The sequence below is a fragment of the Candidatus Villigracilis vicinus genome (genome assembly GCF_016702885.1).
In the GTDB taxonomy this organism is placed as follows: Bacteria; Chloroflexota; Anaerolineae; order Anaerolineales; family Villigracilaceae; genus Villigracilis; species Villigracilis vicinus.
On record NZ_JADJDD010000006.1, the window covers coordinates 199,691 to 222,510 of the forward strand.

At 50.4% G+C, this 22,820-nt stretch carries 22 protein-coding genes and 1 tRNA gene; 12 read left to right on the plus strand and 11 right to left on the minus strand.

Annotated elements, in window-relative coordinates:
- Window positions 1-91 precede the first annotated feature (91 nt).
- Window positions 92-946 carry a 4Fe-4S binding protein gene (locus tag IPG80_RS06915; RefSeq protein ID WP_345104326.1) on the plus strand — a complete coding sequence of 285 codons (855 nt, stop codon included), beginning with the start codon at window positions 92-94 and terminating at the stop codon, window positions 944-946.
- Window positions 943-1,677, plus strand: a complete 735-nt coding sequence (locus tag IPG80_RS06920; protein ID WP_345104329.1) for a hypothetical protein — start codon at window positions 943-945, stop codon at window positions 1,675-1,677. The genes IPG80_RS06915 and IPG80_RS06920 overlap by 4 nt, the downstream gene beginning before the upstream one ends.
- A 90-nt stretch (window positions 1,678-1,767) precedes the next feature.
- Here IPG80_RS06920 and IPG80_RS06925 read toward each other — a convergent pair whose 3' ends face one another.
- Window positions 1,768-3,012: a cytochrome c peroxidase gene (locus IPG80_RS06925; protein ID WP_345104331.1), complete on the minus strand. Its 1,245-nt coding sequence runs from the start codon at window positions 3,010-3,012 to the stop codon at window positions 1,768-1,770.
- A 2-nt stretch (window positions 3,013-3,014) separates the two neighbouring features.
- Window positions 3,015-3,554 carry a FixH family protein gene (locus tag IPG80_RS06930; RefSeq protein ID WP_345104333.1) on the minus strand — a complete coding sequence of 180 codons (540 nt, stop codon included), beginning with the start codon at window positions 3,552-3,554 and terminating at the stop codon, window positions 3,015-3,017.
- Window positions 3,555-3,732: 178 nt separating this feature from the next.
- Between IPG80_RS06930 and IPG80_RS06935 the strand changes: the two genes are divergently transcribed.
- From IPG80_RS06935 to aceA, 4 genes are all read left to right on the plus strand, one after another.
- Window positions 3,733-4,416: a response regulator transcription factor gene (locus IPG80_RS06935; protein WP_345104335.1), complete on the plus strand. Its 684-nt coding sequence runs from the start codon at window positions 3,733-3,735 to the stop codon at window positions 4,414-4,416.
- A 15-nt stretch (window positions 4,417-4,431) separates the two neighbouring features.
- Entirely contained in the window at window positions 4,432-5,598 is a 1,167-nt protein-coding gene (locus IPG80_RS06940) for an ATP-binding protein (protein WP_345104337.1), read from the plus strand.
- 316 nt (window positions 5,599-5,914) lie between these two features.
- The gene (gene aceB, locus IPG80_RS06945; RefSeq protein WP_345104340.1) at window positions 5,915-7,492 is read left to right on the plus strand and encodes a malate synthase A; all 1,578 of its coding nucleotides are present in this window, start codon (window positions 5,915-5,917) and stop codon (window positions 7,490-7,492) included.
- Window positions 7,493-7,512: 20 nt separating this feature from the next.
- Entirely contained in the window at window positions 7,513-8,808 is a 1,296-nt protein-coding gene (gene aceA / locus IPG80_RS06950; RefSeq protein ID WP_345104342.1) for an isocitrate lyase, read from the plus strand.
- Window positions 8,809-8,880: 72 nt separating this feature from the next.
- Here the strand turns inward: aceA and rsfS are convergent, their stop codons facing one another.
- From rsfS to IPG80_RS06965, 3 genes are read right to left on the minus strand one after another with little or no spacing between them, the layout of a single operon-like run.
- Window positions 8,881-9,225: a ribosome silencing factor gene (gene rsfS, locus IPG80_RS06955; RefSeq protein ID WP_345104384.1), complete on the minus strand. Its 345-nt coding sequence runs from the start codon at window positions 9,223-9,225 to the stop codon at window positions 8,881-8,883.
- A 3-nt stretch (window positions 9,226-9,228) separates the two neighbouring features.
- Window positions 9,229-9,807, minus strand: coding sequence for an RNA 2',3'-cyclic phosphodiesterase (gene thpR / locus IPG80_RS06960; protein WP_345104344.1), 579 nt, complete (start codon window positions 9,805-9,807; stop codon window positions 9,229-9,231).
- The gene (locus IPG80_RS06965; protein WP_345104347.1) at window positions 9,804-10,190 is read right to left on the minus strand and encodes a response regulator; all 387 of its coding nucleotides are present in this window, start codon (window positions 10,188-10,190) and stop codon (window positions 9,804-9,806) included. The genes thpR and IPG80_RS06965 overlap by 4 nt, the downstream gene beginning before the upstream one ends.
- Window positions 10,191-10,318: 128 nt before the next feature.
- Here IPG80_RS06965 and IPG80_RS06970 point away from each other — a divergent pair, with 128 nt between their 5' ends.
- Window positions 10,319-10,825 (plus strand): DUF1684 domain-containing protein, encoded by a 507-nt coding sequence (locus IPG80_RS06970; protein ID WP_345104349.1) that lies wholly within the window; start codon window positions 10,319-10,321, stop codon window positions 10,823-10,825.
- A gap of 25 nt (window positions 10,826-10,850) precedes the next feature.
- Here the strand turns inward: IPG80_RS06970 and IPG80_RS06975 are convergent, their stop codons facing one another.
- The 6 genes from IPG80_RS06975 to IPG80_RS07000 all read right to left on the minus strand — a co-directional run bounded on the left by IPG80_RS06975 (window position 10,851) and on the right by IPG80_RS07000 (window position 16,763).
- Window positions 10,851-11,162, minus strand: coding sequence for a hypothetical protein (locus tag IPG80_RS06975; protein WP_345104352.1), 312 nt, complete (start codon window positions 11,160-11,162; stop codon window positions 10,851-10,853).
- A 36-nt stretch (window positions 11,163-11,198) separates the two neighbouring features.
- Complete coding sequence (locus tag IPG80_RS06980) at window positions 11,199-11,837, minus strand: RNA polymerase sigma factor (protein WP_345104354.1); 639 nt, start codon at window positions 11,835-11,837, stop codon at window positions 11,199-11,201.
- A 122-nt stretch (window positions 11,838-11,959) separates the two neighbouring features.
- Window positions 11,960-12,036: transfer RNA gene (locus IPG80_RS06985), tRNA-Val, on the minus strand.
- Window positions 12,037-12,082: 46 nt separating this feature from the next.
- Window positions 12,083-13,585 (minus strand): LCP family protein, encoded by a 1,503-nt coding sequence (locus IPG80_RS06990; protein WP_345104357.1) that lies wholly within the window; start codon window positions 13,583-13,585, stop codon window positions 12,083-12,085.
- 34 nt (window positions 13,586-13,619) lie between these two features.
- Window positions 13,620-14,417, minus strand: a complete 798-nt coding sequence (locus tag IPG80_RS06995; protein ID WP_345104360.1) for a LysM peptidoglycan-binding domain-containing protein — start codon at window positions 14,415-14,417, stop codon at window positions 13,620-13,622.
- A 3-nt stretch (window positions 14,418-14,420) separates the two neighbouring features.
- Entirely contained in the window at window positions 14,421-16,763 is a 2,343-nt protein-coding gene (locus tag IPG80_RS07000; protein WP_345104363.1) for an ATP-binding protein, read from the minus strand.
- 50 nt (window positions 16,764-16,813) lie between these two features.
- Here IPG80_RS07000 and IPG80_RS07005 point away from each other — a divergent pair, with 50 nt between their 5' ends.
- The 5 genes from IPG80_RS07005 to IPG80_RS07025 all read left to right on the plus strand — a co-directional run.
- On the plus strand, window positions 16,814-18,208 hold the full coding sequence (locus tag IPG80_RS07005) for a tetratricopeptide repeat protein (protein ID WP_345104366.1): 1,395 nt from the start codon (window positions 16,814-16,816) through the stop codon (window positions 18,206-18,208).
- A 13-nt stretch (window positions 18,209-18,221) separates the two neighbouring features.
- Window positions 18,222-18,878, plus strand: coding sequence for a hypothetical protein (locus tag IPG80_RS07010; protein ID WP_345104371.1), 657 nt, complete (start codon window positions 18,222-18,224; stop codon window positions 18,876-18,878).
- 72 nt (window positions 18,879-18,950) lie between these two features.
- Entirely contained in the window at window positions 18,951-20,222 is a 1,272-nt protein-coding gene (mtaB, locus tag IPG80_RS07015) for a tRNA (N(6)-L-threonylcarbamoyladenosine(37)-C(2))-methylthiotransferase MtaB (RefSeq protein ID WP_345104374.1), read from the plus strand.
- Complete coding sequence (locus IPG80_RS07020) at window positions 20,219-21,937, plus strand: hypothetical protein (protein ID WP_345104377.1); 1,719 nt, start codon at window positions 20,219-20,221, stop codon at window positions 21,935-21,937. Before mtaB ends, IPG80_RS07020 begins: the two co-directional genes overlap by 4 nt.
- Window positions 21,938-22,026: 89 nt before the next feature.
- On the plus strand, window positions 22,027-22,820 hold a 794-nt coding region (locus IPG80_RS07025), incomplete at its 3' end, for a bifunctional 5,10-methylenetetrahydrofolate dehydrogenase/5,10-methenyltetrahydrofolate cyclohydrolase (protein WP_345104379.1).

The following is a 22,820-nucleotide window of genomic DNA, read 5'->3' on the forward strand; positions in this document are numbered from 1 at the left end:
ATTTCTTCTTTACCGAACCTTTACAAAGACTTTGAAGACTCTGTAAGAACAAAAACTACACTACGAACAGTTCAATTTTTGGAGGCTCATTATGGTTACACTGTTCGGTAAACGCATTCGGTTGTTTCGCCCACACACGATCTGGATCCGGCGTGTGGTGCAATGGTTCTTCTTTCTTTTGATCGCACTCATCGTTTTCAATCATTCTCTGGTTGAAAGCGGCGGAGGACTTCCCTTTTTGGCGTCGGCTTCTCTACATGGCGTCTGTCCTTTTGGCGGGGTGGAAACGCTTTACACCTACCTGGCAAGCGGGTTGTTCGTTCAGAAGATCCATGACTCTTCATTAGTTCTGGCTGGCATCGTGTTGATCCTGTCCATTCTGTTCGGACCGGTCTTCTGCGGCTGGGTCTGCCCTTTGGGCACAGTGCAGGAATGGGTGAGCAAGATCGGCAAGAAGTTTTTCAAGCGCCGTTTCAATCACTTTGTCCCAACCAAGTTGGATAACGTTTTACGTTATATGCGTTATGTTGTTTTGATCTGGGTGTTGTACGTCACTGCCACAAGCGGCAGCCTGATCTTTGAAGCATACGACCCATACTTTGCCCTCTTCAATTTTTGGAGCACAGAGGTTGCCTGGAGTGCGCACGCCATTCTGGGTGTGACACTGGTCCTTTCGGTCTTTGTCGAACGACCCTGGTGTAAGTATGCCTGTCCGTACGGAGCGGTGTTGGGAATTACAAACCTCTTCCGCGTGTTCTCCATCAAACGCGCTGAAGCGACTTGTAAGGCTGATGGCGCCTGTTCGATCATGTGCCCGATGAATATTCCTGTGGATACGGTCAAGACCGTACGCGATCATCAATGTATCTCCTGTTTGGAATGTACATCCGAAGCCATTTGCCCGGTTGCCAAGACCGTCCTGTTCACCAGCGGAGGTGTGAAATGATACTGACTTCTAAACCATTGGCTGTGTTTTTGTTCGTGTTCTTGTTCGGTGGAATTGCAATTTCATCTGTTATGGGGTGGTGGGCAACAGAGTCCACCAAGGAACCGGCGACTTTCACCGAAGGTGAATTTGCAGGGCTGGCAAATCCGGCAGACATTCGCGGCTCATATACCTTTGGCGATATCGCCAACTCGTTTGATGTGACCCCTGAGATCCTTGCACAAGCTTTCGGCATTGCAACGGATACCCCCGCGGCATTTGCAGTGAAGGAACTCGAAGCCCTATACCTGGATAGCGGATTTGAGATCGGTACCAACTCTGTACGCATGTTCGTCGCGTTTTATACCGGACTGCCCTTCGACTTGACCGCCGAAGAAACGGTCTTGCCGCAAGCTGCCACAGATATTCTGCTGGCTGAAGGCAACCTCACGCCGGAGCAGGTCACCTATCTGGAAACTCACACTGTGACCGTAAATGAAACTGCTGTTGTTGCAGAACCTGCGGTGGTGGAAACTCCGGTCTCTGAAGAATCTGAATATGTTGTCAAAGGTAAAACCACTTTTGGTGATCTGATGACCTGGGGCGTTCCCAAAGAAACCGTCGAAACGCTCATTGGCACATCCATGCCTGACCCCGCTATGAAGGTCAAAGACTATGCCTCCGCCAACGGGTTGGACTTTGAAACGCTCAAGACCGCCCTACAAGCCGAGGTGGATAAGGTCAAACCATAGGGAATTTCAAATTCATCATAGAAAGCACGAAGAACACAGAGGAAAAATCGAAAGCCTCTGTGTTCTTCGTTTACTCTGTAGTGAATTCGCTTATGGTGCAGAGATGTCGCTGTTTAATGTGTACAAAAAGGCAATGATGGATTTGATCTGTCTTTCGCTTAGATTTAATACTTCCAATTCACTGTGACCCGTCGGTGCGGCGGGGGCGGTGTTGTAGTGATTGAGAACCGCCTCCAGCGTAGTGAATTGACCGGCATGCATGTACGGCGCGCGCGATGTCACATTTCGCAGGCTTGGCACTTTGAAGGCGCGTTCCAGCTCTTCGCCTTCTGCGACCATGAAGTTCAATTCGGAGCATTGGTCAGGTTTGGCGTCACTGTACGAACTTAGACAGTTGAATTCATCTGTAAGAACTTTTTGTGCGCCTTGTGTGCGTCCGGTATCTTCCGGCAAATTTTCTACAGCGGGGACGCCCGTATTATGAAACGAGTTATCAGTAAAAAGCGGGTCATTATGACAGCGTGTGCAGTTTGCCTCGCCGATGAAAAGCCTTAAGCCCTCAAGCTCCTCCGTGGTCAACGTGCTGTTCATGGTCTTTTTGTCATTCTCAAGTGCGGCTTGCACATAGATGTCGAAACGAGATTCGCCCGGCATAATTAGACGTTCGTATGCGGCGATCGCTTTGCCCATGTTGACATAGATCTGTGTGACCGTTTTCTGGTCTGCAGGACTCATCGCCTCCCACGCCGCACGGACAGTTGGATCATCCACCGGACCGGCTGCCTCGGGGAAGCGGGTTCTGTCTGAAAGATCGGGCAGTTCACCGAAGATCGCTTCATATTCGCTGCGATAATTCTCATCGATCAAGTGGGCATATTGCGTTCGGCTGCCGCCATGTTCCACCGGGCTTTCCAAGGGACCTAAAGCCTGTGCCCATTGGCTGTCCTTGCGCCCGTCCCAGAACATCCACGGGCTGTACGCGGTACCTGCAATCGGCATGGCGCGGCGGTTGGTGGTGCCAACACCTTGCGCAAGGGGCAGCCCATCTTGAAATCCTTTTTCAGGGATGTGGCAGGTGGCGCATGCAACTTCTCCGTTCGAGCTGAAGCGGGTATCGAAGAAAAGTTGCTTGCCAAACTCAGCTGCCCGGGCATCATCGCCGTATTGATTGGATGGGTCAGGAGTAAGTGGAGGCAGACTTCCGATCCACAGTGTGCGTAGTGTGGTGAGTTCGGTGTCTGTCCATGTGGGGCGGGAAAGAATATATGAAAGACCGCCAATGATAAGAACGGCAAGAAGAGCGAACCCCGCCAGAATTTTATTTCGCTCAGACATGCTTATCCTTCCAACGTTAAGTTGAAGGTAACGGTGTCATTTAGGTTACCAGCAGTGATATCGAAGCGGACTTCCCACCAGCCGCCCATTTGAAACTTCATGCCTTCGACCCGATAGTCGCCATTTCCGAGGTACTCTGTTACTTGAGGAGCAGTCGGCAAGCCATGACCATGTTGCGGCATTCCACCATCTACGAGGATGGTGGCATTTTCAACTGGTTGACCGTCTGCAGTTTCAACGTGCAGGGTCCAGGAGTGCATTTTGTTGATGACGATGGGTGTTTCACTGGTAAATGAGACCTTGAATTGTCCATTTTCTGAGGCGTGTTCGGTGGAATAATCCAGCCCGCTGGGAGCCGCATTATTGCTGTGCATGGGCATATTGCCAGACATGAGCGGGTGCATAAAGCGTGGTCCAATGACCGGCATTAGCAGAATGAAAACAATGATCGTGATGACCACTGTCAGTGCAATGGTAAGAACGGTTTTTAGATATTTTTGCATGAGCTGCCTCTTTTCAAATAGATAGGTGACAATTGCCATGGAATTTGGAAATTATCACCTTGCGTGGCGAGATGTTACTCATTGAAAACAGGGGCGTCAATGCGAAAGCGGCTTTCTTTATCAAATCTTTACAAAAGGTTTAATTGAAATTATTGCACCCCCGGTACCATATTGCCTGTAAATATTTATTGTAAATATATAAAGGTAAAATTACCCAATGACAAAAATTCTCGTAATTGACGATGAACCCTCTATTACCAATCTGGTGAGCGCTTATCTCAAGCCCGAAGGTTATGAAGTGTTTATCGCTGCCGACGGCAACGCCGGGCTGAAAGCCGCCCGTGCATTCAAACCAGATCTGATCATCTTGGATCTGATGCTTCCAGGCATGGATGGAATTGAACTGCTCTCGCGTTTACGCCGTGAATCGGAAGTGTATGTCATCATGCTGACCGCCCGAACCGAAGAGACGGATAAGATCGTTGGGTTGTCTGTTGGTGCAGATGATTATGTCACCAAGCCTTTCAGCCCGCGTGAGTTGGTGGCAAGGGTCAAGGCGGCGCTGAGGCGTCTGCAAATTGGGGCAGGCTCCGGCGGCGAAAGAGGCGTGCTCTCTTTTAAGCATGTCCATTTGGATCTTGGCGCGCACACTGTTCATGTGAATAATGAACCGGTCGAATTAACATCGATAGAATTTGAATTATTGCACGCGCTTGCCGAGAATCACGGGCGGGTCCTTTCTCGTGAGCAGCTGTTGGAGAAGGTTTGGGGCGGCGAATATTTCGGCGAAATGCGTGTGGTGGATGTTCACCTCGGGCATGTGCGCCAGAAACTTGGCAGTGAAGAATTCATCACCACTGTCCGTGGTGTTGGTTATCGTTTTGACGATGAACCGTTATAAATCATTGAGGACTTTATGAACTACATCCGCTCCCGCCTTGGGTTGAAGCTTTTCCTTTCCTATCTGGCTGTATTGCTGGTGGGGGTCTCTGTGATCTGGGTTACAACCCGGCTGGCAACACCGCGCGCCTATGCGCGGCACCTGGCATATATGGAAGAGCAAATGGGCTCTTCCGGTTTTGGCACAATGATGGGGCAAGGACAAGGTCAGGGGCAAGGACAAGGTCAGGGGCGCGGCATGATGGCAGATTTTTACGAAAACTTCCAGGCGTCCTTCAACGAAGCCCTGTTCGTTGCTGTGGTTGCTGCAGCAATTGTGGCAGTGATCGTCAGTTGGTTGCTCACTCGCAATATTGTTTCGCCGGTGCAAGCCATGATGTCTGCCAGTCAACGTATCTCAGCAGGGCATTACGATGAACGCGTGCATTCCTCCGGTTCTGATGAGATCGCCCAACTGGCAGCGCGCTTTAACCAAATGGCTTCACAGCTCGAACAAGTTGAAACCATGCGTCGCCAGCTTATTGGCGATGTGACCCATGAATTGCGCACACCGCTTACTTCCATAAAAGGGTACATGGAAGGGCTTGTTGATGGCGTGTTGCCCGCAAGTGCCGAAACGTTTGACCAGATCCACCACGAAGCCGACCGGCTTTCACGCCTGGTGGATGACTTGCAAGAGTTAAGCCGTGTCGAATCCAAAGCCTATTCCTTGGATGTCCGCCCAATTACCGTTTCTTCACTTGTGCAGACCCTTCTCAAGCGACTTTCTCCACAAGCGACGGCGAAGCGCATCAGCCTGCGCTCAGACCTGCCCGCTGACCTTGAGCCTGTCCTTGCTGATGAAGACCGCATCACACAGGTGCTGGTTAACCTGGCAGCGAATGCCATTCAATACACCCCCGAAGGGGGGGAGGTTGTCGTCTCGGCTGTGCGTCGCGAAAATGAAATTCAAATCTCAGTGAAAGATAGCGGGATAGGAATTCCCGCCGAGCACCTTACGAATCTGTTCACACGTTTTTATCGGGTGGATAAATCCCGTTCGCGTAATGCAGGCGGCGGCTCTGGCATTGGGTTGACCATCGCCAGGCACCTTGTCGAAGCACATGGCGGGCGCATCTGGGCAGAGTCTGTGGGAGAGGGGCAGGGAAGTACCTTTACATTTAGTTTGAAGACCGCAAGCTAAGCGACTTAATTGGCTTCATATAGAAACTTTGCATCAATCCATACTCTGATGACAATGAAGCAGGTGTATCCTAGTTAAAGTTGGGAGGAATGTTATTCAACTCGAATTTTGCGAACATTTCAAGTTAAATCATCCACGAAGATTTGTAAGACAAATCTTCGTGGATGATTTTTAAATTTGTCAGTCAACTCAAGTATGCAGTGAAGGATGATTGTCAGGGAGAATTTGTGAATTTTGTAACTGTATTGATGATTTCATTTCTATAATTATAAAGGTTCATATTTCACCGTTGATCTTGACCGTAGGAGGTTCCCGCATGGACGTTCTCGGAAAGACCACGCCTGAATTTCAGGACGTGCTGACACCTCAAGCACTTGCATTTGTCGAACAACTCGAACGCGAGTTTGGTTCACGTCGCCGTGAGTTGCTGCAAAAGCGAATAGAGCGGCAAAAAGTGTTGGATGCTGGAGTGTTGCCTATGTTTCTGGCGGAAACAGAACACATCCGCACTGGAGATTGGGTAGTTGGTTCCATCCCAGATGACCTGCAAGACCGCCGCGTGGAGATCACAGGTCCGCCAGAACGCAAGATGGCGATCAACGCACTCAATTCAGGGGCAAAAGTTTTCATGGCGGATTTTGAAGACGCCAACGCACCCACCTGGGAAAATCTCATTCAGGGGCACCTCAACTTGCGCGATGCCATTGAGCGCAACATTTCCCTCACCACTCCCGAAAAAACCTATAAATTAAATGAAACCCCTGCGACGTTGTTTGTACGTCCGCGTGGCTGGCATTTGGAAGAAAAGCATGTAGTTCTGGATGGAAAGCCCATTTCCGCATCGCTTTTCGACTTTGGACTATATCTGTTTCTCAATGCCGAACGTCTCCGAATGCGCGGCACGGGTCCATATTTCTACCTGCCCAAATTGGAGAGTCATCTCGAGGCACGATTATGGAACGATGTTTTTAACTTCGCGCAAGATAAGCTTGGCATCCCGCGCGGCACCATCAAAGTGACCGTTCTCATCGAAACCATCCTCGCCTCCTTCGAGATGGACGAAATTTTGTACGAACTGCGGGAACACATCGTTGCGCTCAACGCCGGTCGTTGGGACTACATCTTTAGCACCATCAAAAAATTCAGCAAACGCCCCGATTTTCTCCTGCCTGACCGAGCTCAAGTGACTATGACCGTTCCTTTTATGAGGGCGTATACCGAGTTATTGGTCAAAACCTGCCACAAACGAGGGGCGCACGCCATCGGCGGTATGGCAGCCTTCATCCCCAGTCGTAAAGACAAGGAAGTGAACGACATCGCGCTTGCCAAAGTCCGTGAGGATAAATTACGCGAATCGGATGATGGTTTCGACGGTACCTGGGTTGCCCACCCCGACCTTGTACCAACCGCCAAAGAGGTTTTCGATAGTGTGCTGAACGATAAGCCGCACCAAAAAGAAAAGATGCGAGCCGAAGTCACTACCACCGCTGCAGACCTGGTCAACTTCAACATCCCCAACGGGCAGATCACCGAAGCAGGCATGCGCCTTAACATCAATGTTGCCTTGCAATATGTAGAAGCCTGGCTGCGCGGCTCCGGTGCAGTCGCCATCCATAACCTGATGGAAGATGCTGCCACTGCCGAGATCTGTCGTGCCCAACTTTGGCAGTGGATTCATCATCCTACTGCCACCTTGTCAGACGGACGCAAAATTTCAATAGATCTGTATTGCCAGTTTTTGGCAGAAGAGATCGAAAAGATCAAATCCCAATATGGGCTGCAAACATATGCAAACAGCAGAATGGAAGACGCGATCAACTTATTCGACGGATTGGTCACCGCCGACACGTTCTCCGAATTCCTCACGCTGCCCGCCTATGAAAAATTAGATTGATCACCGAGGAGAAAAGAATCATGTTTCACAAATACCAACCCAAGTCCGTCGATGAGTTAAAGAAAGAATGGGCAGATGACCCCCGTTGGAAAGGCGTATACCGACCCTATACCGCCGAAGAAGTGGATAGCCTGCGCGGCACCTTCCAACATGACCACACCCTGGCACGTATGGGAGCCGAACGCCTTTGGCAATTACTGCATGAGGAAAAATTCATCCGCGCTCTGGGTGCATTGACCGGCAACCAGGCGGTGGAAATGGTCCAGGCAGGTTTGAAGTCCATCTACCTCAGCGGCTGGCAAGTGGCGGGCGACGCCAATGATGCCCTCACCATGTACCCCGATCAAAGCCTGTACCCGGTCACCAGTGTTCCCACCGTTTTGAAGAAGATCAATAACGCGCTCATCCGTGCCGATCAGATCCAACATATGGAAGGTCGTGATGGTGAGGTTCAATACTTTGCTCCCATTGTGGCAGATGCAGAAGCAGGTTTTGGCGGCGCACTCAATACATTTGAGTTGATCAAAGCCATGATCGAAGCCGGAGCCGCGGGCATCCACCTTGAAGACCAACTTTCATCTTTGAAGAAGTGTGGACACATGGGTGGGAAGGTTCTTGTGCCTGTGCATGACTTCATCCAAAAATTGATCTCCGCTCGTCTCGCCGCCGACGTGATGGGGGTTCCCACCATTTTCATCGGGCGCACCGATGCCTTGTCTGCCACTCTCATTCGCGGCGATATTGACCGTGTAGACCATGAACACCTCACTGGTGAACGTACTGCCGATGGTTTTCTCGTTGTGAAGAATGGACTGGAATATGCAGTGGCACGTGCGCTTGAATTCGCCCCGTATGTCGACCTGATCTGGTGCGAAACCTCCACGCCCGATCTGGGAGAGGCGCGTGAGTTTGCCCAAGCCATTCATGCCAAATATCCCGGTAAGATGCTGGCATATAACTGCTCGCCTTCTTTCAACTGGAAGCGCAAACTCGATGACAAACAGATTGCTGATTTCCAGGATCAATTAGGCGAGGCTGGCTATAAATTCCAGTTCATTACCCTGGCGGGGTTCCATACCCTCAATGCCAGCATGTTCGATCTGGCACATGGCTATGCCCGCAACGGGATGACAGCCTTCGTCAAAGTGCAGGAACGCGAATTTGAAATGGAAAAGACCATGGGCTTCCGTGCTGTCAAACACCAGGCATTCGTGGGCGCAGGTTATTTTGATGCAGTCCAGACCACCGTCAGTGGCGGCGAAGTTTCTACAGGAGCGATCAAAGGCTCCACCGAAGAGGAACAATTCAAGCATTAATTTGACTTCTTGAAATAAATAGAACGCGTGCCCAGGCACGCGTTCTATTTATTTCAAGCTAAGTGATGTTTTTTATTGCAATCTCACCAGAACTTTCCCCTCTTCCCAAAGTTCTTCGATCTGGTAGTAGCCGCGTTGATCTGGCGAGAATAAGTGGACGACCACGTCGCCAAAATCCACTACAACCCAGCCGTCACGCGAATTACCTTGTTTCTTTCCTTTTCTTTTGTGTTTCTTACGAATGTCGTCAATGGCGCTGTTGGCAAGCGCGTCAAGCATGCGGTCACTGGTACCGGTGCAAATGACGAAGTAATCGGTAAAGGATGCTATTTCTTTTATATCCATCAGGACGATGTCTTCGCCCTTCTTGTCTTCCAGGGCGTCAACGATGTCACGAGCAAGATTTAGTGCATTCAGGGTTCACCTCAAAGGGGCGGAGAATAGTTTCGTATAGACAGACCCGTCCGCGTGCAGGTCGCTTTGGTAAAGATGAATAGAGTCTACTCTGGCTATGCCAATATTGCCAAGTTGAATTGACATTAGAGTATTGCTGATTTTTTGAAGATCTTGGGAGGGAATTCCCTGACGGACACGCCCCAGAGTGAGATGCGGTGAGAAAGGGCGTTCTTCTTTTTCATATCCGAGGCGGACCGCACTTTCTTCGATCTTCTGCTGCATGGAGTTTAACCCGGCTGGGGCGTGGAGCCCAACCCAGATCACACGTGGTCGTTTGGGGGTAGGGAAGGAGCCGAGCCCGCCGATCTGAAGGTCAAACTGTGAGCAGGTTGCAGCGGCTTGAGTAAGAGTTTGCTTTAGGAATTCTAGATGAGAAGTGGGCGTAACCCCAAGGAATCTTAATGTCAAATGTAAATTATGAATGGGAACCCAACGGATGACATCGTCCCCCAAAGTCTGGCGCAGGTGTTTGGTTTGTTTTTCTATCGACTCTTGGACGGCTGGCGGCAGGTCAAGGGCAATAAAGGTACGAATCTGGTTCATTCCTTGGTGGTATGAAGGACTTGCTCCACAGCCTGTTTGAGATCGAGAAAGCCAACCGGTTTGGTGAGATACATGGATGCGCCAGCTTCGAAACCGGTCTTGATATCGCCTGGCATGCTTTTAGCAGAGAGGATAATGACTGGAATGGAAGCAAGCTCAGGTTCGCGGCGGATATATCGCAAGACCTCAAGCCCTGAAATATCAGGCATCATGACATCCAACAGGATCACATCCGGTTTTTCCTGGGAAATGATCGGGATGGCGGGCGCGCTTGAAAACATTTTGATGACGCGAAACCCATTAATGCGCATCATTTCCGAAAATAATTCGGCAGCATCTGCTTCGTCTTCAATGATCATGACTGTTTTTTGTTTGGGGTTCATTCGTCCTCTATGTGCTAAAAATAGCATAAAGGATGGGAATTTGCAAGGGCGTATAAATTTTATGATGCCTTTGTAAGAAATCGTTTCAGCTGCCTGTCTATGCAGTAGAACCGATTATTGGAGGTACTATGACCGAATTAGATGCGTTTCGAGCAGAGAAGGATGGGTTCTTTGGCAGCCATCCGCAAAGTCCTTTAACTCGCGAGCAGAAGAAGCAATTTCATGGGTTGAAATATTTCCCTGAAAATGATGCCTTGCGTTTTGAAGCCCTGGTGGAGGAATTTCCCATCAAAGAAGGTTTCGACATGCAGACATCCACTGGCGGCGTACAGCATTACGAGAAGTTCGGCAGGTTTTCTTTCCCTGTTGAAGGGCAGACAGTGGAACTGACCATTTACCGTAGTGAGCATGGGTTCTTCCTGCCTTTTGTGGATTCTTTATCCGGAACGGAGACCTACCCGGCGGGTCGTTATCTCGAGCCGGATCCTTTACCGGGCGGGCGCTTCTTTATTGACTTCAACCTTGCCTACAACCCCTACTGTGCCTACAATGAAATGTGGTCCTGCCCGATCACACCGGCTGAGAACAGGCTTAAAGCGGCGATTCGTGCTGGAGAGAAATTATTCCACGAATAAAAAAAAATTGACGGGCATATGCCCGTCAATTTTTTTTATCTTCTATATCGTCCTGCGTATTTTCCACCGCTGAAAGCAGCGCCTCGTATTCATCACAACAATCGGAGCACATGTCTAGATGCTCATGAATGAGAGGCGTTATCTTGGAGGTATCCTTGCCTTCCCGGATCTCAGCTTCCACGAATTCATCCAGCCGGGCATACAGGTCACTGCAAGACAGGTCTTCTTCACGTACCTGTTCGAGGACTTGAAGGAAGCGCAGCACCATTTCATCGCTGATCTGCTGGGCAGCGATGGGTTGATCTTCGGAGGGGTTGGGGAATTTTTCTAGGCTCATTCTAAAATTGTGACGATTAATATAAAGTTAATCTTACTATTTTTGTTCGAAGGCGAGCAGCACATCTTGTGGAGAGAGTTCTTCGAGCGCAAGGCGTTTTTTGAGGCGCAACCGGGCATCATGCAATAACTTGTATAGCGCATTACGGTTGGTCTTCATGCGCTTGGCGGCTTCTTCCATCGGAACATCCTGCAAGCCGAGCATGACGAGCGCTTCCCGCTGCTTGGGAGTCAACTCTTCCTCTAAAATGCGGCGGACGCGGGTGATCATATCCTTGCGCTCTGCCGAGGTTTCGGGGGACGCATGGGGGTCGGCAAGTAAGCCGGGTGGCGGGGGGGCGTCTTCGTTCTCGGTCAATTCGTCGAGTGAGGCGTCGCGCCAGCGTTTGCGACGAAGTTCGGTCAGGGCAATACGAATGGCGATCTTGTGTACCCAGGTAGTGAAGAGACTTCTTCCTTCAAAGGTATCCAACTGGTCTAAAACACGCAGCAGGGTTTCCTGAGTGACTTCTTCCACCAAGGGCGGAAAAAGTGGGTCATCTGAGGATAACCAGCGGGAAAGGGCATACGGCAGACCCTTTTGGATGATCGTGCGAAGGTCGGCGAGGGCTTCCTCATGGATAGCGCCAGTGCTGCGTAAGTCGTTGAGCCAAGTTTCGTTGGTGCGGGATGTCATACTCATTCATTATAAAAGAGTGTTGCAGATTTTTCGGCTTCTTTGAGAGATTCTGATAGTTCTATTATCTTTTATGCTTGTTGCTAAAGAATAAAAAAACCGCCTTTTAAAAGGCGGTTTGCTGGTGGGCGCACAGGGACTCGAACCCCGGACCCCTACTGTGTGATAGTAGTGCTCTAACCAACTGAGCTATGCACCCAACGAAGCGACGGGATTATAGCCGAGCCTCGTTTCTTTTGCAAGGATTAATGCGTTAGGTCTTCGGGTTGGAAGCAGGCTTCATAGTTCGCGCCAATAATGACACGGTATTGCACCTTGCTGTTTGGGTCAGGGAGGGCAAGGACGTTGGCGTTGTAGGTTCCCAGCACATTGATGATCGTCTGTCTCTGGTTGGGGTCCTGGCTGGTGGTGTAATCGACGAGGACTGTATTAGTGTAGTCGCGTTTATCTGCCGGGCTGGTGACAGTTTCGTATCCGGCGTAGTTCAGGCGTGAGGCAGCCAGAGTTTCCATTGTGTCAAAGTATGAGCCGTTTTGCACTTCCACTGTGATGCTCTCACGTGCTACAGCATAAGTTGAAAGCGTGGTGGCTTCTACAAGCATTTGTTGCAGTACATCTTCCTGGGGGAGCAGCACAGCAGCGCCGCCGGGGGTCGTCCATGGGAGGACGTAAGGCGGGCGGATGTAATAACTGCGAATATTCGCGTTGGTGAAGTTGACTGTGTACGGTGTCAGGCTGAGCATATCACCCAGTCCCATGTCGGTAATGACGGTGCTGGAGAAATCGTTATACAGTTGGGGAACTTTGCCAAAGGTGCCGGTTTGCAGGGCTTTTTGGAAGATGGTACGGATGACTTCCTGCTGGCGGCGTCCGCGGTCAAAATCGCTGGATTTGGAACGTGAGCGGGCGTACCAAAGTGCCAGATCGCCGTCCATATGAACTTGACCAGGTCCAACAGTGTATAGCCACCAGTTGTTCTCGTCGTTCTCGTCGAGACCAGGAGAGATCAACCGCCAGTCGGTATATGGGCAGGAGATGGGAACATCGATTCCGCCCAATGTGTCTACCATGCGGCGGAAGCCGTCGAATTCGACCATGGCAGTATGATCGATACGGATGCCGAAATTTTGCAGAATGGTGTCTTTCAATAATCCCATACCGCCGCCAGCATACCCGCCGGCTTCTCCGCTTTGGTAGGCTGTGTTGATACGCTGCATCCCGACAGTTGGGATGTAAAGCCAGGTATCACGTGGAATGGAAATGAGCGAAACCTGCCCTTCGCGGTACCAGACGATGGCGATCAGGATCGTATCGGTGCGGTGTGATGTGCCCGCAGGTCTGCGGTCTGAGCCGACAAGCAGAAAATTTACCGTCTCGTTACTGGTTAGCAGAGGCGGAGGGGTGATGTCACTTGCGTTGGCGGGTTCGGGCGGGGGGGCTGCCTGGTTTGGGAATAACTGTTCAATGAGGGCTGTCGCTGTCGGCGAGGCTTGAGGCGAAGCGGTTGGGATGGGCGTTTCCGTCGGCAGAAAAAGCTGAGCTGTGGGGTTTGAGTTGTTTTGGTAAATTAAGGGCTGAGTTGGGGTTGCCAGCGAAGGTTGAAATGGGGTTGGCGTAGGTGAAGCATTTGGTGCTGAAGTGATGAGGATGAAGGGCAACGGGGCTTGTGGCGGGGTGGCTGGCGCCCCGCACGCAGTAATTAAAACTGCCAGATTGGCGCTGAAAGCAAAGAGGCGGGATATTTTCATCTATGGATCTGGATTATGCCGGGGGCTGACGCGCTTAAGGCGTAGAAGTTTGTATTGCCGTCGGACTGCCGGTTTGGGTTGGGATGGCGGTGGCGGTGGGAGGCACCAACGTTTGAGTTGGAAGGTAGGTGGCAGTGAAAGGCAGCACGGTTTGTGTGAATGGTTCGGTTAGGTTGGGGACAACTGTATAGGTAATACCGGGCTGCGGTGTAAAGGTGGGCGTCAATGTAGGGATGTTTGGCACCCAAAGAATATCGCCGGGGTAGATCAGGTCGCTTGGGTGGCAATTTACAGATTGAATGGTCTTTGCCTGTATGCCATAGCGCGGCGCGATGTTAAAGAAGGTATCTCCCCGTTGAACAGTATAGTTATTGATCCAGCCAGAGGCGCCTTTCACACAGACAGGGATGGTGGCAGTGGGTGCGGGGGGGACGTAGAAGTTCTTACCTGCAACAAGGCTTTCCACTACAAGGCAGTTCCCGCCTTTCAAAATATCTTTGCTTGTGCCATAACGTATGGCCAGGCTGTCTAATGTTTCGCCAATTTGCACAACGATGGCAACCCATCCGGCGGGCGGCGGGCAGTTGGTAGGCGGGACAATAGTATTGGTTGCGGTTGGAGTAAGGGTATCCACCTGAATGAGAGGTGTGATGGTTGGCAGAAAGGTTTGTGTGGCAGTGACCGGGATTGGCGATTCTAAAACAATTTGAGTAGGTATCGGCGCTTCTTCCGGGATAAAGCCAACAAGGGAAATGGATAGCGCACCAAGCGTCAACCCGATCGAAAGGGTCGCCGCAATAAGCGCGTTCCCAAGTTCGCGCACGTCTCGCATCCCCTACTTCCTTTTTTGTTTCTCTGCCAGCTTGTCGGCGGAGATGGGCAAAAGTACGCTAAAGGTCGCGCCAACCCCCATTTCACTCTCGACCCAAATACGTCCATGCTGTGCTTCGGTCAATGACCTTGCGATGGAGAGCCCTACGCCTGTGTCTCCCACGCCCTGAATAAGCACATTATCTGCACGGTACAGGCGGGTAAAGACGCGCGGCAGATCTTCGGATGCAATTCCGCCGCCCCGGTCTGTGACTTGGATCAGGATGTATTCCATCCCATCTTCGCTGCGTGTCTGAACCTTGAGCTTGATCGCCCCTTCGAATGGAGTGGCAGCCCCGGCATTTTGCAGTAAATGAATGACAATCTGTTGAAGCGCCTCACGATCGGCTTGAATGGACGAAAGTGATTTTGGCAGTTCAAGATGAATGGAGATGTTCTTTTCGCGGATCTGTGAACTGGTGTACGACATGGCATTGTCGATGATCGAATTTATATCAATGGATTCAGGTTTGAGATCATTTAGGTCGGTTGCCAGAGTTGTGATTTGGATCATGTCATCTGTCAGGCTGCGGATGCGCTCCGTGGAGACCTTGATACGGTCTACGAACTTTCTTTGCAATGCGCCAAGTATCCCCACTGACTCACCAAGCAACAGGTCTGTGTAGCCAACAATGGATGAAAGCGGCTGGCGTAGTTCTTGTGAAATCGAAGCGATCACTTCTGCCTGTTCCGTGCTCTTGGTGGCGATCTGCCCCTTTTCTGATTCGAGCAGTTTCATCCGGGATTCTGCCAACTGGGTTTGAAGGATCACCACTTCTTGCAGGGTCGCTTTTAATTCATTTTCTGCCTGTGCAGAAGGCAGGTTCTTGGTTGAACGCAGTTCGGCATTTTCTTGTTGCAGTTGTGTGATGATGCTTTGTGATTCTTCCTGTGCGGCTCTTAAGGAAGCTACATCACCAGACTTGTTCTTTTCCACCTCGGTGCGCGCCGCTTCCACCTGGCTGTTCAAGTCGCGGATACGTCCTTCCAAGTCTGCCACTTGGGCACGTGCCATATCATTTTGAGTTTCCAACTTGGTGATTCTTTGATTGCGTTGAATGATCGGCACCAAAGATGAAGCGATATTCGAAAGGAACGCTTGATCTTCGGCGCTCCATGTTCGGTCGGAGTAGGGGGAAAGCAGGAGAATGCCGCCCAGCGTTTCTTTCTCCTGTGTGAGGATAGGGACATAGAGCAAGTGACCAGGGTTGGTCAGCCCCAGAATATCGCCCAAGCCTTTAATATCGGCAGAAGTACTGCTGGAAGGCAGGCGCAAGGGACGCCCGCGTTGGATCGAATTTGCCAGCATGGGGATGGCATTCTTTGAAAGCGACCCGCCCTCCAGGCTGTCTTCGCGAATCAAGTCGTAGCCGCCAGCAAAGACCATCTGGTTATTGTTATCGGTTAGATAGATCATGAAACACAGGTCGGCAAGCATTGTCTGTGCAATGGCGCGGGTGATTGCCTGACTCATTTTAGTGGAGTTGTTTTCGGCTGCCACTGCCAGCAAGGCATGGAATGTTTTCGGGTCTGTGCTGTACCTTCTTCGTTCAGGACGCCCAACCGTGTCCTGTTTCAGAATGGTTGGCTTGACCGGTATCGCCGGTTCATTAATGGAAATAGTTGAGAAGCGTTGGGGTAGGGTCAGCAGAATGGGATATGCCGCAATATATGCGAGGCGCACGATGCCTGAAAAATCGCCTTCCAACTGCGTTAACAATTGACCGGCATGTCCGAGAAAACCCAGAAACATCAGGATAATGCCATACCACATCCCATCCGGCTTGCGGATGAAGAGTACTGCCATGCCAAGCAAAGCCATAACCAGCGAAACAGACTGCCAAATCAGGTCATCAACGGTCAGGTTGTAGCTGAGGGTTGCCGCAGAAGGGTCAGCAATCTGCTGTTGCCAGGAGATTAAGCTCAAACCTAATGCGGTGATAATGAACATACTAAGCAGAGTCGCGGCGGCATCTGCTTTGCGGTTTGGCTCAGGAAAGGCATAGAGCCAGGTGATCCAAATGATACTGAACACCATAAAAGCGCGGTCGGTCGGTGGCAGAACTGCTTTGGGATCCACTATTTCCTGCCACCCCAACCCGCTGAATAGAAACATGAAAATTTGTGCGCCCAACAGTACGATCAGACCGATGAAAGCCCGACGTGCCTGTGGAAACTCGCTTGCCCGCCAATGATTAAACGCCGATTGCAACGCGCTGGCTATTACGAACACCAACACGATGTAATAGATGAGGTCTCCAGGTGGGACAGTGAGTTGAGTCAGCACTAATTGAATGAAATCGTTCATGCGGTCGTGATTATACTGCCAGTTCTGTAATATAGCGTAGAATTGAAATTATGTTGCGACAAAAGGCAAATCTGTATTGGGTTGGCGCGATTCTTGCCATTTTCATTATCTTTCCGATACTTTTTACCGGCTATTCCAATCTGAAACGGGCTGAAGATGCAAAAAAAGAAGGCGATTTCGCGGCGGCATCTCAAGCATATGCCCAAACGGCGAAATTTTTCTTCTGGCAGCAGGGGTTATATGAGCAGGCAGGGATCAATGCTGTCAAAGCCGGTAATTTTTCAGAGGCAATCCCATATTTTCAGAAACAGGCAACTCTCTCGGAAGAAGGCTGGTATTGGTTTTGCAGCGCCCATCTGCAACTCGGTGAGTTGGATTCCGCCTTATCGGTATGCGGCGAAGGCGTAAATCAATATGACTCTGCCGAGTTGTACAGCCTGCTTGCCTTCACCTATCGTACTCAAAAAAAGTGGGACTCGGAAATGCGCGCCCTTACGGAACAAGCCCGCTTGGATCCGTCGGATGCTTTCACTGCATATCGACTGGGTTTGCTGTTGACCTTGTATGCTCCTGATGCTGCCTTGCCCGAATTGACGCGCGCCTCGGCACTTAACCCCGAAGTTGACTCTGCCGCCCAAGCCCTTCGCACCGCTCTGGCGGTTTCCAGTCAGTTAAGTGACCCATCCATGAAATTGGTTGTTGTTGGTCAGACATTTGGATTGGTTCAAGACTGGGAGCTGGCACAGGCAGCATTTGAACAGGCGCTTCAACTCGATGAAAAAAATGCCGAGGCGTGGGCATGGCTTGGAGAGGCAAAGCAACAAACCGGTGGGGATGGAAGCGTGGAACTCGACAAAGCCTTGTCGCTTGACCGTAGCTCTGTCAATGTGCGCGCGTTGCGCGGTCTGTATTGGAGTCGTCAGGGAAAATATGAACAAATGCTCGCGGAATATCTGCTCGCGGCGCGGAACGAACCACAGAATCCGCGCTGGCAGGCAAGCATTGGCGAAGCGTATATGAAGCTTGGCGACCTGGTGGAGGCGCTGATGGCATATCAACGTGCGGTGGAGCTTGCCCCAACCGAAGCAGAATATTGGCGGCTGTTGGCGCTGTTTTGCGTGGACAATAATGTACAGGTGGAAACGTTGGGAATGCAAGCAGCGCAACAAGCGCTGGTGCTTGCCCCGAACGACCCTGCTGCATTGGATGTGTTGGGGTATGCCTATCTCTCCACCGGCCGATATGCGAACGCGGAAGAAACTTTGAATCTTGCGATCGAACTTGAGCCGCAGCTGTATTCTGCTCATCTTCATCTGGCGATCACCTTCCTTGCCGAGGGCAATCGCGCAGCCGCTTTCAACTCGTTGACCTATGTGCGTGATGCGGAAGGTGCTGGTGTTTATAGGGAAACCGCCCGTCAGTTATTGGACAAATATTTTCAATGATAAAATCACGCCCATGAATCGTTCCTTCTCTTTGTTGTTCGTTTCGATATTTTTGTTGACGGCATGCGCAGGCACTCCTGCGGCGCAGAATACACAAGCTCCCGCGGCAGCGCAGCCTTCCGGCTCGGTTCTTTTTCAAGATGATTTTGCACAAACCGCCACCGGGTGGGACCGCCTGATGGTCACTGAAGGGGTGATGGATTATTACTCGGGCGGGTACCGCGTCCTCGTCAATGCGTTGCAGACGAATTTCTGGGCAACCCCGCGGCGTAGTTTTGCCGATGTGCGCATCGAAGTGGATACCGGCAAGATGGCAGGACCCGATGAGAATCGCATCGGCGTGCTTTGCCGCTATAACGGCAAGGATTATTACTTCTTTCTCATCACAAGCGATGGGTTTTATAGCATGGGGCTTTTCAAAGATGGGCAGGCTTCCCTGCTTGGTCAGCCTGAAATGCAATTCTCAGCCAACATCAACAAAGGTGTTGCGGTCAATCATCTCCGTGCAGATTGCGCCGGAACCACACTCACGTTTTACGTGAATGGGTTTCAACTCGCGCAGGTGCAGGATGCCACCCTGCCCGCCGGCGATGTGGGCTTGCTGGCTGGCACCTTCGGTGAACCCGGGGTTGATGTGATCTTTGATAATTTCGTGGTGCTGCAACCCTAGTTTAAATTGATTCCTTTGAGAAGCTGATAAAGCTTTGTTCGTACCAAGACATACCGCATCCTTATTATTTCCATGAAGATATTTCTCGATACCATCGGCTGTCGTTTGAATCAAGCGGAGATCGAATCCATGTCACGGCAATTTCGTGCCGCCGGGCATGAGATCGTTGCTGCAGCCGAACATGCCGACATGGCTGTGGTCAATACCTGTGCAGTCACCACGCAAGCGGCGTCTGATTCACGCGGTAAGATCCGAACGATTGCCCGTGCGGGGGTTAATGAGATCGTCGCCACCGGTTGCTGGACCTCGATCCAACCAAATGAAGCGGCGGCATTGCCGAACGTCAGACATGTAGTTGCAAATGATAAAAAAGACCTGCTCGTTCCAGAAGTCCTTGGTTTGCCCATGGAATCTTTTGAGAAGGAGCCGATGGATCGTATCCCCATTCCTGGTCTGCACCGACGCACACGCGCCTTCATAAAAGTGCAGGATGGGTGTGACAACAAATGTACATTCTGCGTTACCACCATTGCGCGCGGGGAAGGGCGTTCCCGTCTGCTTGGCGATGTAATTGCCGATGTTAACGCGGCGCTGGCTGGCGGCTCGAAAGAGATCGTCTTAACCGGCGTACACCTCGGTTCGTGGGGGCAGGATCTCGGCGCTCAGCATCTGCGCGACCTGGTCAATGCGCTTTTGTGCGAAACGGATGTTAAACGCCTGCGACTCTCTTCTCTTGAACCTTGGGACTTGGATGCAGACTTCTTCTCTTTGTGGAATGACAAGCGCCTCATGCCTCACCTGCACCTGCCGCTGCAATCTGGCAGCGACTCTACCCTGAAGCGGATGGCTCGCAAGACCACCCCCGACTCTTTCCGTGGGTTGGTTCAAGCTGCCCGAAGTATCATGCCGGATGTTGCCATTACGACCGATCTCATTGCTGGATTCCCCGGTGAAACGGACGAAGAGTTTTCCGAGACTTTGAATTTTGTACGTGAGATGAACTTCTCTGGCGGGCACGTTTTTACCTATTCGCCGCGCCCCGGCACCGGGGCAGCGAGGATGAAGGGGCAGATCAAGCTCGAGGTTGGCAAGAGGCGGAATCGCATCCTGCAGGCGGCAATCGAGGAGTCGACAACATCTTATCGTGAAAAATTCATCGGGCAGACCATGTCCGTATTATGGGAGTCGACTACGGAGTACGGCGAATACGGTTGGCGCATGGAAGGCTGGACGGGCAATTATTTGCGAGTATCTGCAATAGCCGCTTCTCCTCGTTGGAATGAAGTAGATGATGTGATGCTGCTTGCTGCTACAGATGGTCTTGTTCAGGGAGATATCCTTTGAAGCAAAGGATGATCGCAGGGGATATTAAATACAATCTGGTAATAGCCAGTATTGCATTGATGGTTTCATTTAGTCTGGTCCTGTTGGGGTATATCAATTATTTTCAATCTTACGGGTTGAGTTTCAAACGTGGCGTTGTTGCACTTGGTTTTACAATCGTTTTGGCAACACTTGTCTTTTCGATCTTGAAATTCCTCATCGCAAAGCAGTTCTCGAATGATCTTACTCGTGCGCTTAAGTCTCTTGGCTTTAGTTTATTCATTTCTGTTTTATTTAGTCCGTGTTTTGCACCGATCCCGCATTACCCTGCATCTCCATTGTTCCAACCTGTCAGCCGAATTAAGATCACCCTTAAACCTGAAGAGAATAAAGGAACACTTCAGCTTAAAGGTGTTTGGCTGCGTTTTAATGAGGAGACGTTTTCCAATAAGGAATTTGTTTTTTCCAGCGAGTGGGCATCGGATGCTGATAAGTATTTTCTTTCGGCGAATGCACAAGGAGAACTGTATTGGGAAGGCAGGATCGGCGAGCATGCCACTCTAACCATTTTTCCTCCAGATGGTCAGGCAAGCGCGACAGTATTGTGGGATGATGAAGAGACCTCGTCTGTACTGGCTGACGCTCCCTTTGTTGTAAAAAAGAAAAGTGCCACACCAACTTGGTATTACATACTTATTATTCTGCTGTGTATTGGTTGTTTGGGGTTTGCGCTTTTTGTTTTCTTCAACCTGTATCAATGGATGGGCGATTCAAAATCAAGGCGGCTGGTTGTTGTTCTGGTCTTGTCCCTGCTGACCGTTTACACGGTATATACACAGTTTGAAAACCCTGAGATTAAAGGACGCCTTGAAATTCAGGAAGGGCGTCATATGGCAGTAATGACCGGCACGGCATTGAATCCCTGGCAGTACCGGGTTTTTGCAGAATGGCTGATCGAAGGGGCGGTGCGCCTGTCCGCTTCCCTCGGACTCGGTCAAGGGTATTTTGCGGTGTTTTTGGCTTTGCGGCTGATCCAGAATGCTGTGATCTTTGGCTTTGTTTATGTATATTTCCAAAAAATTGGCTTTTCAAAACTGGTTGCATTGGTTGGGATTCTTTTCGTAACCGGCTCCATGCTCAATTCTTTCCATCAGAGTGATCTTTCGTTCAATACCTATTTTGATGTGATTTTTTATCTTGCTGCGGTTCTGTTGATCTTGAAGGACCTCTTTGTATGGCTGCCCGTGCTGATGGTTGCTGCAGCCATGAATCGCGAGACGAGTGGATTGATCCCATTTCTTGCAATTACTACGCTACCTAGGATTAAGGACCAGCGCTCGAAAGTTTTTTTAATCTTATTGTCACTTGTTGTGTGGGTGGGGGTTTTTCTTGCTTTGCGTGCTTTGTATCCCGATCGTGAGTTATTCATCCCTTATGGATATCAGCCAGGACTTCCATTACTATCCTATAATCTGACGCTATCTTCTTTTGAACTTGTAGTTCGCTTTTTTAGTTTTGCGCCCCTGGTTGGCATGTTGATGTATAAGGATTGGATGCCGGTTTTGAAGCGTTTTTTTATCACATTGATCCCGGTCTGGTTTATGATCCACCTGATAGGCAGTGTGATTTCGGAGGCGCGTTTATTCCTTGTGCCGCAATTATTGGTTTTTATTCCCGCCTTTTTAGTATTTGTGCAACACAAGTATGAAAGATATTTCCCTGCTCAACATGTATAGAAGACTTGTTATTACAAATGTCACTTCTTGTAATTTCAGACTGACTTTATAATTTTATTGATAAATTCAAAACAAAAGGAGCAGACCCAATGACAGCTCAGTTAATTGATGGAACCGCTATTGCGCAGAAGGTGCGCGATGAAGTAAAGGAAAAAGTAGCCAAACGACTCGCGGCGGGAAAGTCGCAGCCGGGGTTGGCAACTGTTTTGGTGGGAGAGCGGATCGACTCGGCGACGTATGTCAGCATGAAGCAAAAGGCATGTGCAGAATTGGGAATGACATCCTTTCATCACCCTGTTCCTGCAGATATCACCCAGGATGACCTCGAGAAACTTATCAAGCAATTGAATGCCGACCCGAAGGTTCACGGTATTCTTGTGCAGTTGCCTTTGCCGGATCATTTAGATGAAGAGCGTATTCTGCAGCTTATCAGTATTGAGAAAGATGTGGATGGTTTTTCACCGATCAACCTTGGGCGGCTGGCGCAAAAGGGACGCGAACCTTTGTTCGTTCCTTGCACGCCGTATGGATGTATCTACCTTCTCAAAGAAGCCGGTGTAAAGATCGCAGGTGCCAATGCTGTGGTTTTGGGGCGCTCCAATATTGTTGGTATGCCTGCAGCGTTGCTCCTGATAAAAGAAAATGCCACGGTCACTGTTGTCCACTCGAAGACGAAGGATATCCCGGCTGTTTTGCGTGATGCCGATATTATCATTGCCGCCATTGGGCGTGCTGAAATGGTACGCGGGGATTGGATCAAACCCGGCGCGGCTGTGATCGATGTAGGCATCAATGGCATCCCAATGCTCAACCCTGATGGTACCCCGGTTATTAGCCAGAAGACCGGCAAGCCGCGCCAGAAACTGGTGGGGGATGTCAACTT